This window comes from Pseudomonas wadenswilerensis, assembly GCF_900497695.1.
In the GTDB taxonomy this organism is placed as follows: Bacteria; Pseudomonadota; Gammaproteobacteria; order Pseudomonadales; family Pseudomonadaceae; genus Aquipseudomonas; species Aquipseudomonas wadenswilerensis.
Window position 1 is genome coordinate 220069 of the sequence record NZ_UIDD01000005.1, and the last position, 13582, is coordinate 233650.

Genomic DNA, 13582 nt, shown 5'->3' on the forward strand with positions numbered 1-13582 from the left:
TAGCTTGGTCTGACCGGCACGATTCGGCAACCGTTCACGCCTGGGCCAGTTCACCTTCCATGCGATCGATGCAGTGTTGCATCTGCAGGCGGCACTGCTCGGCCAGGGCCGGCACATCCTGCTGGGTCAGGCCGCTGGTGGCGATCGGCGCCAGCGAACGGATGATCACCTTGCTGCGACGCCAGCCGTTGAGCTTAAGACGGCTGGCATAGCGGCTGACGCACACCGGCACGATCGGCACACCCGCCTCGACGGCCATGTGGAAGGCCCCCTTCTTGAAGGTGATCAGGTGCTCGCCGGCATTGCGCGTGCCTTCGGGGAACACCCAGATCGAGGTGTCGTCTTCGCTCAGGGTGCGGGTGGTGGTCTGCATTGCCCGGCGCGCCTGGTAGGCGTTGCCGCGGTCGACCAGCACGTTGCCGCCCAGCCAGAACAACTGGCCGAACAGGGGGACCCATTTCAGGCTCTTTTTGCCGATGCACACGGTGCGCCGCGGCACCACATGACCCAGCACGAACAGGTCGTAGTTGGACTGGTGGTTGGCGATGATCACGCAGCCCGGCGGCTGATCGAACAGTGGGCCGACCTCGGCCTTGATCTCGAGGCGCATCAGCCAGGTGGCGGGCAGCCCATAAAGGCGTGCACAGATTCGGCTGTTGTCCGGGTTGAACGGTCGGCACAAGCCAACCAGCACACCGAGAACACCGGCCAGGAGAAAATGCAGCCCCAACAGGAACATGCGGATAATAAAAAGCATCGTACGACTCACACCAGGCAAACGCGGCGCAGTGTACGGGTGTGCACTTCTATCGGCAAACGCTCATTGGGGCGGTGTAGGCCTGATTACACAAATAGTTGCAATCAGGCCTTGGTAGGGGGTCAGCCCAGGTGTTCCTGGTCGCGGATGATGGCGTCGTCGAGGATGTCGAGCAGCGCTTTGCGCACTTTGAGCTTGGTGTGCTTGTGGGCGTTCATGTTGATCTTCTTCAACTGGCGGGCCGCTGTCAGCGCAGCTTCCTGCAGCTGTTCGACCGGCACTACCTTGTCGAGGAAACCGGCGTCGACGGCGCTGGCCGGGTCGAACATCTCGGCATTGATCACCGAACGGTGGAACGCCGAGCGGCGCAGGCGATCGCGGGCCAGTTCGATGCCGGCGTGGTGCATGGTCATGCCGATCTGCACTTCATTGAGGCCAATGCTGAACGGGCCTTCGACGCCGATGCGGTAGTCGGCCGAGAGCAGCAGGAATGCGCCTTTGGCCACCGCGTGGCCCGGGCAGGCAACGATGACCGGGAACGGGTGCGAGAGCATGCGTCGGGCCAGGGTGGAGCCTGCGGTGACCAGGCTGACGGCTTCTTTCGGGCCTGCGGTCATGACCTTCAGGTCGTAGCCGCCGGAGAGAATGCCCGGCTGGCCGGTGATGATTACCACCGCGCGGTCCTGCGCGGCCTGGTCGAGGGCGGCATTGAAGGCCTTGATGACGTCGGGCGAGATAGCGTTGACCTTGCCGTTGTTCAGGGTCAGGGTCGCAATGCCGTCTTCGAGGTGGTAGGTAATCAGCTCACTCATGACAGGGTTCCTTAAGGGGGAGTGGGGCAGACGTTACTCAGGCAAGTGCCCGAGGTAAAGCGCTGTGACTGACTGACCGGTCAGCTTGCAGGTCCGCTTGCTCGTCCTGACGGGAGTGCGTTAATCCGGGCTGCCAAAGCACGCCAGAGAATGGCGGCTTTGCCCTCTGTGCCGGGGTTTTTTGATTAAATGGCTTAAGCGCATGAATATTCTGAAAAAAACCTTTGCCATCAGAACCTCTTTCGACTACATTAGCGCGCCTCGACAGGCTGAACTGCTTGGCGAGAACCGGTGAAGTGTCCGAGTGGCTGAAGGAGCACGCCTGGAAAGTGTGTATACAGGAAACTGTATCAAGGGTTCGAATCCCTTCTTCACCGCCACATCTAGAAAAGCCCCCGACCTGAACAAGGCCGGGGGCTTTTTGTTTTGCCCATGAAAAAGGATGTTTCAGATGCTCAAAGAAGTATTCAGCAAGCAGCAGATTCTCGCCGCCGAGCAGTTGTTGGCCCTGATCAGCCCATCGGCCGAGATGACCCGCCAGCACATTCAGGCGCTGCGCGAAATCGAGCTGGATGAAGATGAGGTCGAAGAGTTCGAGGACGACCCGCAGCAGTTGATGTGGATCGTCAAGGATGTGGCTGACTGGGAATCGGTGTATTTCGTCGACTGGAAGGACACCGAGTCGTTTGTGCAGAGCGTGCGGCAGTTGGCCGAGGCGCGTGATGCCGAGGTTACCTTCGGTGTTGAAGATGCGGAGGATGAAGACTTCCTCGACGACACCACGGTGCCCGAGCTGATGGTCACGGCCCACGACGAACTGCACAAGCAGGGCCTGGTGCTGTGGAACTGGTCCACCGACAGTGACTGCTACAGTGGCTTCATCACCACCAGGGACGTGGCGGCGCAGCTGGTTGCGTTGGGTGAGGTGCTGGAAGTGGAAATTCGCGAGGGTAGCGAACCATTCTGACGGCGGTGCTTGGTGGGAGCTGGCTTGCCAGCGATGAGGTCAGTGCAGTCAGCACATCAGGTGCTGCCTGGACTACGACCGCTTCGCGCAGCTCCCACAGGTCCGGCGGCGTACGCAGATTCATTGTGGGAGCTGGCTTGCCAGCGATGGCGCCAGGGCAGTCAGCGCGCCCGGTGTTGCCTGAGTTGCGACCGCTTCGCGCTCGATCGCTGGCAAGTCCAGCTCCCACAGACCCGCGATGAGGGCCTCAGAAACTCACAGAAGCCGAAACCCGCGCTGTCCGTGGCGCCCCCTGAAACAGATAACCATCCCCCAGATACTCGCCGGCATCGCGCCAGTAGCGCTTGTCGAAGACGTTATCCACCATCAGCCGCAGCACCGTGTCATAGCCGCCAACCTTGGTGCTGTAGCGGCTCCCCAGATCGACAACCGCATAGCTGCCGACCTCCACCGTACCGGCCTGGTTGGCGTATTTGCTGGCGCTGTAGCGGGCGCCTCCGAGCAGGGCCAGGCCCGGGATCGGCAGGCTGTAGTCGGCCTGAATGGCGGCGCGAAAATTCGGCACGTTCAGCGCCTGATGGTCTTCGTAGTCAGCCGTGCCGCTGTTCTTGACCCGTGCACGGATTGCCGCAGCGCTGGCATTGATCTGCAGGTTGGAGGTGAGCCAACCGCTGGCGCCCAGTTCCAGGCCGATGTTCTTTTGCTGGCCTTGCTGTACATAAGTGAAGTTGCCTGCGCCGTCAGGTTGCGAATACTGGTAGGCCTGACGCAGCTGGAACAAGGCTGCGCTCAGGCTCAGGCGTTGCCAGTCGCGCTTGATGCCGACTTCCAGTTGGTGGGACAGGGTCGGCGCAAGAATCTCGGCAGTGTTTGTGGCGAACCACGGCGCCGTGCCACCGGATGACAGGCCCTTGCTATAGCTGGTGTACAGGGAGATATCCGGGCGCGGCTTGTAGATCAGCGCGGCATTGGGCAGCAGTTGATAGTCGCGGGTATGGCGGCCTGGGCTGCCATCTTCGGCAAAGGTCTTCTCATCCAGACGCACCAGGCGCGCGCCCAGCACGGTCTGCCATTGTTCGTTGAAGCTGATCCGGTCGCTGGCGAATATCCCATACTGGCGGCTGTCGAGCCTGCGGGTGCTGTGGCCCGGGGTCTTCTCGGACGGCTCCAGCGCCGGCGTTTGTTGATAGATGTTGCCGCTGCCGATCCACTCGTTGAAGTAAGGGCGCTGGTCGAGCGTACGGCGCTGGGCGCTGGCGCCGATGGTCAGCTCATGCCCCATGCCCAGGGTATCGAAGCGGCCATTGAGCGCCCCCTGTGCCTCATCTGTGCGGCGGGTATCGTCAGGGCTGCGGTAGTCGTAGATGTCATAGTCGCCTGCCTCGCTGAAGTAGGCGCCTTCGCTGGAGCCCCAGGCAAACGAACTGTAGTCATCGATCACCACCTTGCTGCGCGAAGCACTGACGCTGCCCGTCCAGTTGTCGCTGAAGCGATACTCGAAGCGCCCGCCAAGGTTCAGCGAGTCGATCGTTACCGGGTTGGCCCAGTGCTGGTAGGCCAGGCGGTCATGCGGGTCGATGCCGTGGGGCAGGCTGTTGCCACCCAGCAACTGATAGCCCGGCACCGAACGCTGTTCACGCTGCTGGTACTCGGCATCCAGTTGCAGCACCGCATCGGGGTTGATTTGCCAGTCGAAGGCCAGGGACGCGAAGTCGCGCTTGCCGTCAGCGTGATCGACGTAGGAGCGGATGTCTTCGTGGGCCAGGTTGGCGCGCAGGCCGAACTGGCGTTCGCTGCCGAACCAGCCGCCCAGGTCGGTCGCAATGTAGCGTTCACCCTGCTCGTTGCTCGACACCGTGACCGTGCGCACATCCTCCGGGCGCTTGGTCACGTAGTTGATCAGCCCGCCCGGTTCCGACACGCCGCTCTGCAAGCCCGAGAGGCCCTTGAGCAACTCGACCTGCTGCTTGTTCTCCAGTGCCACGTTCTGCTCACCGGCGATGGTCTGGCCGTTGATCTTGTAGCTGCTGGCGGCATTGAGTTCAAAGCCGCGTACATTGAAGTTCTCGTAGTAGCCGATCGGTGCGTAGCTTTCGCCCACCGAGGCATCGCTTTGCAGCACTTCGCTGAGCTTGCGCACCTGACGATCAGCCAGCAATTGCTCGCTGAACACTGCAATCGATGCCGGAGTATCCAGGAGCGGCGCTGGCTGCCAGCCGCCGACCGCGGCTTCCCGGGCCTGATAGCCCTCGCTGTAGGCCTCCGATACCTGCACCGGCGCCAGGGTGATGCTGTCCTGGGCCAGGCTGTGCAAGGCCGGCATTGCCAGGCTCAGGCCGAGCAGGTGCAGGGACAGGCGAGGGCGGGGCAAGGTCATGCAGGAGCTCCTTGAAGGCGAACGCGGACGCGCCGTTATTGATCGGCTGCTGTCCGATAGGGCTTTTTGCCCGATGGGTAGAGGGGGACTAGCCCGGGCACTGGTAACCCGCCCGGTATTGCGCCGGGCAGGCGGGGGCGCAATCTTAGCAGGGGCGACCGGCTGGCGGTGCCCCTGTTTTCAATCGGCTTCTACTGCTCTGTACGAGCGAGGGCGGCGCGGATTCACCCGTTCGCCGCCGTCTGGGCGTGTCGCCGCCAGTTGCCGTCGATTTTCGACCAGGTCTTCTTGTCGGTGATGGCCATCAGCTTGCGACCATCTTTGAACGTGGCCAGGAAGGTCACCTCTTCTTCCTTGCCACCTAGCCAGAGGCCGGCGATCAGTCCGACCGGACCCGCCACCAGGGCGCCGGCCATGCCCCAGCCAAGCGCACTGCTGAGGCTGCGACTGGATTCCTGATTGGCAACGATCAGATCGGAAATGCGGGTAAGGGCGATCTTCTCGCCGGGTGAAGGGCTGCGGGCGGTCTTGAGTGTGAGCGATCCGTTGCGGTACTCGCCTTCACCTTGCAAGAAATCGCCGGATTGAACCGTGAGTCTTGTCATAGTGGCGTCCAGGTTGAAAGGGCTATTGACCAATCCCTACTCAGCGCCAGGGTTCGGCACAAGTCAATGGCCAGGCGACGGAGGGTCACCGCCGAGTTGTCGCAAAAAAGTAAAGACGTAGATCCGCTGAAGGATAACGGAATGTCGCATTCTTATAATTAAAGTTCGGTTTCTCAACTAAAGCTGCTCGGTCGATTTTCGTCTATGGGCGCGATTTTAGTTGGGCTCGATATATCACCGTTTGCGCAAATTGTTGCGGAGGGCGCTAAATCAAGGCTTCTGAATTGTAGGACAATAAACAAGTAGTGTTATTGAAAATTGGCGTCAAAAAAAGCTGGACAGTTCAATTCCTGGTGTGTCAGTTTTTCCCCGCCTCATTCAGGCGAGTGATGGGACGATCTCGCCGCGGGAGCGTCCTGTCGGACAACAACTGCTTTTTTGTAAACAAGGAAGTGTCTGTATGTCGAAAGTCAAAGAAAGCGCTATTGTTTCAGCTGGCTCTGTATTGCAACCGCACGGTGCAAGTTCCGCTTACAGCCTGATCAATAGTTTCGGCCATCAATATGATCGCGGCGGCAGTGCGACAGTCAATGGCAAACCTTCGTTCTCGGTCGACCAGGCCGCTACCCAGTTGCTGCGCGATGGCGCCGCCTGGAAGGACCTGAACAAGGACGGCACCATCAACCTGACCTATACCTTCCTGACCAAGGCACCTGTTGGCTTCGACAGTCAGGAACTGGGCTCGTTCAGCGCCTTTTCCGGCCAGCAGAAGGCTCAGGCCAAACTGTCCATGCAGTCCTGGGCAGACGTGGCCAAGGTGACCTTCAAGGAAGGTGCGTCAGGCGGCGACGGTCACATGACCTTCGGCAACTACAGCGACGGCAGCACCGGTGGCGCGGCATTTGCCTATCTGCCGTTCGACCGCCCGGGTTCGCACAAGGGTGAATCCTGGTACCTGATCAACAACCAGTACCAGGCCAACGTCAACCCGGAGAACGGCAACTACGGCCGCCAGACCCTGACCCACGAGATCGGCCACGTGCTCGGTCTGTCCCACCCGGGCGACTACAACGCCGGGGAAGGCTACCCAACCTACGCCGATGCAACCTACGGCCAGGATACCCGTGGCTACAGCGTCATGAGCTACTGGGGCGAGAGCAACACCAGCCAGAACTTCACCAAGGGCGGCGTGCAGGTGTACTCCTCGGCGCCACTGATGGATGACATCGCGGCGATCCAGAAACTCTACGGTGCCAACTACGCGACCCGCTCCGGCGATACCGTATACGGCTTCAACTCCACCGCCGACCGCGATTTCTACTCGGCCACCTCGGCCTCGTCGAAAATCGTCTTCTCGGTGTGGGACGGTGGCGGCAACGATACCCTGGACTTCTCCGGTTTTACCCAAAACCAGAAGATCAACCTCAATGACGCGTCGTTCTCCGACGTTGGCGGCATGATTGGCAACATTTCCATTGCCAAGGGCGCGATTGTCGAGAACGCCATCGGCGGTTCGGGCAATGACCTGCTGATCGGCAACGCCGTGGCCAACGAGCTCAAGGGTGGTGCCGGCAACGACATCATCTACGGCGCCGGTGGTGGCGACAAACTCTGGGGTGGTGCCGGTTCCGACACCTTCGTCTTCGCTGCCAGCAGCGATTCGACCCCGAGCAATCCCGACCGGATCATGGATTTTGTCAGCGGTCAGGACAAGATCGATCTGTCGGCCATCTCGGCCTTTGCTGTCAACAAGCTGCCGCTGCAGTTCGTTGATGCCTTTACCGGGCATGCCGGCGAGGCGGTACTGAGCTTCGATCAGGCAAGCAACCTCGGTAGCCTGTCGATCGACTTCACCGGCAACAGCCTGTCTGATTTCCTGGTGACTACTGTAGGTCAGGCAGTCGCCACGGATATCGTGGTCTGATAGCAACCTGAAAGGGCGGCGCTCATGCGCCGCTTTTTCTGAGGCGGGCAGATGATGGCTTTCAAGCGAATGATCGCGCTCGGCGCGATTCCCCTGATGTTGATGACCGAGGTCGGTATGGCAAGCAGCCTGATACTCCCCACTCCTGCGCAACTGGCCGGTGAATGGACGCTTTACCCCGAAGCAGATCCGGCAGCGGGTTGCGAGCTGCACCTGGAAGAAACGCAAACCTTGCACGGCGATCTGGATTGCGTGGAAGGGCTGATCGGCGCGCGTCCCGGCGGCTGGCTGCCGACTCCCGATACCCTGGCCTTGATGGGCGGCAGCGGCACTGCATTGGTGCACTTCAACCGTTATAAGCCCGGTATCTTCAAATGGACTTCAGCGAGCGGAAAGACACTGTTATTGGAACGTAAGAATAAATAATAAAACCTTGTAGGCAATTGCCGATTTTTCAGGGATAGAAAGGCGGACAATGAACAGGCCGACTAATAAGGCCGGTGCGCCCTTGTGGGCAGCACTGGCAGATCACAAGTCCACGCTTCTGAGTGTGGGTTGTTTTACCGCGTTGATTAATCTCCTCATGCTGGTGCCCTCGATTTATATGCTGCAAGTGTATGATCGGGTACTTTCTTCGCAAAACGAAACAACCCTGTGGATGCTGACCTTGATGGTGGTCGGTTTCTTTGTGTTTATTGGTGCGCTGGAAGCAATCCGCAGTTTCATTGTTATCCGTGTTGGCAACCAGCTGGAACAGGGCTTCAACCTGAACGTGTACCGGGCCGCCTTCGAGCGCAACTTGCGTCAGGGCGATGGCCAGGCAGGGCAAGCACTTAACGACCTGACCCAGGTGAGGCAATTTGTCACCGGCCCGGCGTTGTTCGCCTTCTTTGACGCGCCCTGGTTTCCGATTTATCTGGCGGTGATTTTTCTGTTCAACGTCTGGCTGGGCGTCATGGCCTGTGCCGGGGCGTTGCTGTTGATTGCCCTGGCGGTGCTCAACGAACGCCTGACCCACAAGCCGCTGGTCGAAGCCAGCGGTTTCCAGCAGCAGTCCACACACCTGGCCAGCAGCCAGTTGCACAACGCCGAGAGCATCCAGGCCATGGGCATGCTCGGTGCCTTGCGCCAGCGCTGGTTCGCCTTGCATTCGCGCTTTCTGACCTTGCAGAACCAGGCCAGCGATACGTCGGCAGTGATCACCGCGGTCAGCAAGTCGCTGCGCCTGTGCCTGCAATCGCTGGTGCTGGGGCTGGGCGCCTTGCTGGTGATCGAGGGGCAGATGACCCCGGGCATGATGATCGCCGGCTCTATCCTCATGGGGCGGGTACTTAGCCCGATCGATCAGTTGATTGCGGTGTGGAAGCAGTGGAGCGGGGCGCACATGGCCTATCAGCGTCTCGATGGTCTGTTGCGCGAGTTTCCTGAACCGCCAGCACCGATGGCCTTGCCGGCGCCAAGCGGGCGCCTGGGTTTCGAGCAGGTCAGCGCCGGGCCGCCCGGCAAGCGTGTGGCCACCTTGCAGCAGATCAGTTTCAACCTTGGCGCCGGGGAAGTGCTCGGCGTTTTGGGAACCTCCGGCTCGGGCAAGTCGACCCTGGCCAAGGTGCTGGTTGGCGTCTGGCCGACCCTGGGCGGTACCGTGCGCCTGGACGGCGCCGACCTGCACCGCTGGGATCGCGAGGCCCTGGGCCCGCATATCGGTTACCTGCCACAGAACATCGAACTGCTGCGCGGCAGCATTGCCGAGAACATTGCCCGGTTTGCCGATCTGGATGGCCACAAGGTGGTCGAGGCCGCGCGCCAGGCCGGCGTGCATGAGCTGATCCTGCGCCTGCCGCAAGGCTATGACACGCGTCTGGGCGAAGACGGCGGCGACCTGTCCGGCGGGCAGAAACAGCGCATCGCCCTGGCCCGAGCCCTCTACGGCGGGCCGAGCCTGATCGTGCTCGACGAACCCAATTCCAACCTCGACACCAGTGGCGAGGCGGCGCTGGCCACCGCCATTGCGCAGATGAAAGCCCAGGGCCGCACCGTGGTACTGGTCACCCACCGCTCGGCAGCCCTTGCCCAGGCCGACAAGCTGCTGGTGCTCAGCGAGGGGCGGATGCAGGCCTTTGGGCCGGCGCATGACGTGATGCAGGCCCTGAGCCGCGCCCAGGAACAGGCCCAACGTCAACCCGCCAATGCCGCGTTGGCAACCGGAGGTGGCGTATGAGTCAGGTAGATAAAGGCCGCGGCGCGCGTTTTTACGTGCGACTGGGCTGGCTGCTGACCCTGGTCGGCTTTGGCGGTTTCATTGCCTGGGCAACCCTGGCACCGCTCGATCAAGGCATCGCCGTGCAGGGCACGGTGGTGGTATCCGGCAAGCGCAAGGCGGTGCAGTCCCTGGCCGGTGGCGTGGTCAGCCGCATCCTGGTCAGTGAAGGCCAGATTGTTAAGCAGGGGCAGCCGCTGTTTCGCCTCGACCAGACCCAGGTCCAGGCCGATGTGCAATCGCTGCAGGCCCAGTACCGACTGGCCTGGGCCAGCCTGGCGCGCTGGCAGAGCGAGCGCGATAACCTCGGCGAAATCGTCTTCCCGGCCGAGCTCAGCAACAATCCCGACCCGCAGTTGAGCCTGGTGTTGGAGAGCCAGCGTCAGCTATTCAGCAGCCGCCGTGATGCCCTGGCCCGCGAACAGGCGGGGCTGACCGCGAGTATCGACGGTGCAGTCGCCCAGTTGGCCGGCATGCGCCGCGCCCGTGGCGACCTGCAGGCCCAGGCCGATTCATTGCGTGAGCAACTGGAGAACCTCAAGCCGCTGGCCAGCCAGGGTTACATTCCGCGCAACCGCTTGCTGGAGTATCAGCGGCAGTTGTCCCAGGTCCAGCGTGACCTGGCGCAGAACAGCGGCGATAGCGCACGGCTTGAGCAGGGCATCGTCGAGTCGCGGCTCAACCTGCAGCAACGCCGCGAGGAATACCAGAAAGAGGTGCGCAGCCAGCTGGCCGAGGCGCAACTGAAAAGCGTGACCTTGGAGCAGCAACTGACCTCGGCTGGTTTCGACCTGCAGCACAGCGAGATTCTTGCCCCGGCCGACGGCATCGCGGTCAACCTCGGCGTGCATACCGAGGGCGCAGTGGTGCGCGCCGGTGAAACCTTGCTTGAGGTGGTCCCCCAGGGCACTGCCCTGGAAGTCGAAGGGCGCCTGCCGGTCAACCTTGTGGATAAAGTCGCGGTGCAGCTGCCTGTGGATATCCTCTTCACCGCCTTCAACCAGAGCAGCACGCCGCGGGTAGCGGGCGAGGTGGCGCTGATTTCCGCCGACCAGCTGCTCGACGACAAGACCGGCCAGCCGTACTACGTCCTGCGCAGCACGGTCAGCGAACAGGCACTGGCGCGCCTCAACGGCTTGGTAATCAAACCGGGCATGCCCGCCGAACTGTTCGTGCGTACCGGCGAGCGCTCGATGCTCAATTACCTGTTCAAACCCCTGCTCGACCGGGCAGGCACCGCGTTGACCGAACAATAAGGAAGCCCGTGCATGAAAAGCTTGATGACCGGGCTGCTGGCGGCGTTCGCCCTGACAACAGGGGCGGGCGCGCAGGCCATGGGACCGTTTCAGGTGTATGAACAAGCGCTGCGCAAGGACCCGGTGTTCCTCGGTGCGCTCAAGGCCCGCGAAGCCGGGCAGGAAAACCGCGCCATCGGCCGCGCCGGCTTGCTGCCGAGCCTGTCGTACAACTACAACAAGGGCCGCAACGACTCCAAGGCTCGCTATCTGGGCGATTCGCGGCGCGAGGATGAAGACCGCCACTACAACAGCTACGGTTCCACCTTCATCCTCCAGCAGCCGTTGCTCGACTACGAGGCCTATGCCAGTTACCGCAAGGGGGTGGCCCAGGCGCTGTTTGCCGATGAGGAGTTTCGTGGCAAAAGCCAGGAGCTGCTGGTCCGGGTGATGACCAGTTATACCCAGGCGCTGTTCGCCGAAGACCAGATCAGCATCAGCGTGGCCAGCAAGCAGGCCTATCAACAGCAGTTCCAGCAGAACCAGCAACTGTTCCAGCAGGGTGAGGGCACCCGTACCGATATTCTCGAAGCCCAGGCCCGCTTTGAGCTGGCCGACGCCGAGGAGATCCAGGCACGCAACGATCAGGATGCGGCCCTGCGCGAGTTGGGTGCGCTGATTGGCGAGCCATCAGCGCGCATCGACGAACTGGCGCCGCTCAACGACGGTTTTGCCCTGTTGACGCTGCAACCGGCGACCTATGAGGCTTGGCATGAGCTGGCCCTGGCCAACAACCCGCAACTGGCGTCCCAGCGTCAGGCCCTGGAAGTGGCCGAGTATGAAGTGGAGCGCAACCGCGCCGGGCATCTGCCCAAGGTGACGGCCTACGCCACGTCGCGACAAATGCAGTCCGACAGTGGCAACACCTACAACCAGCGCTACGACACCAACACCATCGGCATCGAAGTCAGCCTGCCGTTGTTTGCCGGCGGCGGGGTGTCGGCGGCCACCCGTCAGGCCAGCCGCAACCTGGAGCAGGCCGAGTACGAACTGGACGGCAACACCCGGACAACCCTGATCGAGCTGCGCCGTCAGTACAACGCCTGTCAGTCCGGCGTCAGCCGCCTGCGTGCCTATCAGCGGGCGCTGACATCGGCCGAGGCGCTGGTGCAATCGACCCGCCAGAGTGTGCTCGGTGGCGAACGGGTCAACCTCGATGTGCTCAATGCCGAGCAGCAACTGGCGACCACCCGCCGCGACCTGGCCCAGGCCCGCTACGACTACCTGCTGGCCTGGATCAAACTGCATTACTACGCCGGGACCTTGCGCGAAGAGCACCTGGCCCGGGTCGATGAAGCGTTCGTCCGCCGTTAGGCGGTGCGCAGGCGCAAGACGCGCTGGCGTTCTGCCAGGCCCCAGACCAGCAGGGCCAGGGCGCCGATGCTCAGGCCGGCGATGACGATGCCGTCCCAGCCATGACGCTGGAACAGTTGCGTACCGAGCAGCGAGCCAAGGGCGCCGCCGATGAAATAGCAGGTGATATAGCCGGCATTCAGGCGGTTGCGGGCTTCCGGGCGCAGGACAATCACGGCGTTCTGGTTGCTCACGTGCACCAGTTGAACTGCCAGGTCGAGCAACAGGACGCCGATCAGCAATGCCGCCAGCGAAGACTGGGCGTAAGCCAGCGGCACCCACGACAGCAGCAGTGCCAGCAAACCGACCGTGGTACCCAGCGGGCCTTTGCCCCGATCGGCCAGGCGCCCGGCCCAGTTGGCCGCCAGGGCACCGGCGGCGCCGGCCAGGCCGAACAGGCCGATCACCGCATCGGAGTAGTGGTATGGCTCGACTGACAGCAGGAAGGCCAGCGGCGTCCAGAACAAGGCGAACAGGCTGAAGGACAACAGGCCCAGCAACGAGCGCAGGCGCAGGATCGGCTCGTCCACGAACAGGCGGAACACCGAACCGAGCAGCGCCGGATAGCTGAGCCCGGCATGCTGATGACGCTCGGGCAGGGCGCGGAACAAGGCGATCGCCGACAGCCCCATCAGTGCCGCTGCCAGCAGGTAGATGCTGCGCCAGCTGCCGAGCTCGGCCATGAACCCGGCGGCGGTGCGCGCCAGCAGGATGCCCAGCAGCAATCCGCTCATCAGGGTGCCAACCACCCGCCCTCGTTGCGACGGCTCGCTGAGGCCTGCAGCCATGGGCACCAGCACCTGGGCGACTACCGAGAACAGGCCGGTGAGGGTGGTACCGATCAGCAGCCACGCCAGGTTTGGCGAAAACGCGCTGATCAGCAGGCCCAGGGTGCTGATGGCAATCATGCTGACGATCAGTTTGCGTTGTTCGAACAGGTCGCCCAGTGGTGCCAGCAGCAACAGGCCGGCGCCATAGCTCAGTTGTGCAGCGATGACGATGGCCCCGGCGCTGGCGGTGGTCAGGCCAAAATGTTCGGCGATGCTGTGCAGCAAGGGTTGTGCGTAGTAGTTGCTGGCGACGGCAAGGCCCGTGGCGGTCGCCATCAGCAGAATCAGGCCGCGGCTCAGGGAATGGGTGGCAGAGGTCATGGACCGTCTCGATCAGTGGCAGTTGGGAAGTGACAGTATCGGAAATGCGCTAGCATGACGCCAATGCATCGTTTTCATTCTATC

General features: G+C 62.1%; 11 protein-coding genes and 1 tRNA gene. 7 read left to right on the forward strand and 5 right to left on the reverse strand.

Features of this window, described 5'->3' with window-relative positions:
• Positions 1 to 34 precede the first annotated feature (34 nt).
• Both CCOS864_RS08265 and CCOS864_RS08270 read right to left on the reverse strand, forming a co-directional pair.
• Positions 35 to 757 carry a lysophospholipid acyltransferase family protein gene (locus CCOS864_RS08265; protein WP_115085876.1) on the reverse strand — a complete coding sequence of 241 codons (723 nt, stop codon included), beginning with the start codon at positions 755 to 757 and terminating at the stop codon, positions 35 to 37.
• Positions 758 to 879: 122 nt separating this feature from the next.
• Complete coding sequence (locus tag CCOS864_RS08270; protein ID WP_115085877.1) at positions 880 to 1569, reverse strand: crotonase/enoyl-CoA hydratase family protein; 690 nt, start codon at positions 1567 to 1569, stop codon at positions 880 to 882.
• A gap of 290 nt (positions 1570 to 1859) precedes the next feature.
• Here CCOS864_RS08270 and CCOS864_RS08275 point away from each other — a divergent pair.
• Together CCOS864_RS08275 and CCOS864_RS08280 are read left to right on the forward strand one after the other, a co-directional pair.
• Positions 1860 to 1949, forward strand: a tRNA-Ser gene (locus CCOS864_RS08275).
• Positions 1950 to 2020: 71 nt separating this feature from the next.
• On the forward strand, positions 2021 to 2536 hold the full coding sequence (locus CCOS864_RS08280; RefSeq protein WP_115085878.1) for a DUF6630 family protein: 516 nt from the start codon (positions 2021 to 2023) through the stop codon (positions 2534 to 2536).
• 247 nt (positions 2537 to 2783) lie between these two features.
• On the opposite strand, the gene CCOS864_RS08285 is transcribed toward CCOS864_RS08280, so the two are convergent.
• The gene (locus CCOS864_RS08285) at positions 2784 to 4913 is read right to left on the reverse strand and encodes a TonB-dependent siderophore receptor (RefSeq protein WP_115085879.1); all 2130 of its coding nucleotides are present in this window, start codon (positions 4911 to 4913) and stop codon (positions 2784 to 2786) included.
• A 224-nt stretch (positions 4914 to 5137) separates the two neighbouring features.
• Positions 5138 to 5518, reverse strand: coding sequence for a hypothetical protein (locus CCOS864_RS08290; RefSeq protein ID WP_115085880.1), 381 nt, complete (start codon positions 5516 to 5518; stop codon positions 5138 to 5140).
• Between the two features lie 460 nt (positions 5519 to 5978).
• Here CCOS864_RS08290 and CCOS864_RS08295 point away from each other — a divergent pair, with 460 nt between their 5' ends.
• Genes CCOS864_RS08295 through CCOS864_RS08315 form a run of 5 tightly spaced genes read left to right on the forward strand, consistent with a single transcriptional unit; the run spans position 5979 to position 12308 of the window.
• On the forward strand, positions 5979 to 7442 hold the full coding sequence (locus tag CCOS864_RS08295) for a serralysin family metalloprotease (protein WP_115085881.1): 1464 nt from the start codon (positions 5979 to 5981) through the stop codon (positions 7440 to 7442).
• Positions 7443 to 7493: 51 nt separating this feature from the next.
• Positions 7494 to 7868, forward strand: coding sequence for an AprI/Inh family metalloprotease inhibitor (locus CCOS864_RS08300; RefSeq protein WP_115085882.1), 375 nt, complete (start codon positions 7494 to 7496; stop codon positions 7866 to 7868).
• A gap of 49 nt (positions 7869 to 7917) precedes the next feature.
• A complete protein-coding gene (locus tag CCOS864_RS08305) occupies positions 7918 to 9660 on the forward strand; it encodes a type I secretion system permease/ATPase (protein WP_115085883.1) in 1743 nt (580 codons plus the stop codon).
• Positions 9657 to 10955, forward strand: coding sequence for an HlyD family type I secretion periplasmic adaptor subunit (locus CCOS864_RS08310; RefSeq protein WP_115085884.1), 1299 nt, complete (start codon positions 9657 to 9659; stop codon positions 10953 to 10955). Before CCOS864_RS08305 ends, CCOS864_RS08310 begins: the two co-directional genes overlap by 4 nt.
• Positions 10956 to 10967: 12 nt before the next feature.
• Positions 10968 to 12308 (forward strand): TolC family outer membrane protein, encoded by a 1341-nt coding sequence (locus CCOS864_RS08315; RefSeq protein WP_115085885.1) that lies wholly within the window; start codon positions 10968 to 10970, stop codon positions 12306 to 12308.
• Here the strand turns inward: CCOS864_RS08315 and CCOS864_RS08320 are convergent.
• Positions 12305 to 13498 (reverse strand): MFS transporter, encoded by a 1194-nt coding sequence (locus CCOS864_RS08320; RefSeq protein WP_115085886.1) that lies wholly within the window; start codon positions 13496 to 13498, stop codon positions 12305 to 12307. The genes CCOS864_RS08315 and CCOS864_RS08320 overlap by 4 nt on opposite strands.
• Positions 13499 to 13582 lie beyond the last annotated feature (84 nt).

What these genes read in the sequence shown, in the direction of transcription:
- CCOS864_RS08265 (WP_115085876.1), bottom strand. Translation starts at nt 757, where the DNA reads ATGCTTTTTATTATCCGCATGTTCCTGTTGGGGCTGCATTTTCTCCTG.
- CCOS864_RS08270 (WP_115085877.1), bottom strand. Translation starts at nt 1,569, where the DNA reads ATGAGTGAGCTGATTACCTACCACCTCGAAGACGGCATTGCGACCCTG.
- CCOS864_RS08280 (WP_115085878.1), top strand. Translation starts at nt 2,021, where the DNA reads ATGCTCAAAGAAGTATTCAGCAAGCAGCAGATTCTCGCCGCCGAGCAG.
- CCOS864_RS08285 (WP_115085879.1), bottom strand. Translation starts at nt 4,913, where the DNA reads ATGACCTTGCCCCGCCCTCGCCTGTCCCTGCACCTGCTCGGCCTGAGC.
- CCOS864_RS08290 (WP_115085880.1), bottom strand. Translation starts at nt 5,518, where the DNA reads ATGACAAGACTCACGGTTCAATCCGGCGATTTCTTGCAAGGTGAAGGC.
- CCOS864_RS08295 (WP_115085881.1), top strand. Translation starts at nt 5,979, where the DNA reads ATGTCGAAAGTCAAAGAAAGCGCTATTGTTTCAGCTGGCTCTGTATTG.
- CCOS864_RS08300 (WP_115085882.1), top strand. Translation starts at nt 7,494, where the DNA reads ATGATGGCTTTCAAGCGAATGATCGCGCTCGGCGCGATTCCCCTGATG.
- CCOS864_RS08305 (WP_115085883.1), top strand. Translation starts at nt 7,918, where the DNA reads ATGAACAGGCCGACTAATAAGGCCGGTGCGCCCTTGTGGGCAGCACTG.
- CCOS864_RS08310 (WP_115085884.1), top strand. Translation starts at nt 9,657, where the DNA reads ATGAGTCAGGTAGATAAAGGCCGCGGCGCGCGTTTTTACGTGCGACTG.
- CCOS864_RS08315 (WP_115085885.1), top strand. Translation starts at nt 10,968, where the DNA reads ATGAAAAGCTTGATGACCGGGCTGCTGGCGGCGTTCGCCCTGACAACA.
- CCOS864_RS08320 (WP_115085886.1), bottom strand. Translation starts at nt 13,498, where the DNA reads ATGACCTCTGCCACCCATTCCCTGAGCCGCGGCCTGATTCTGCTGATG.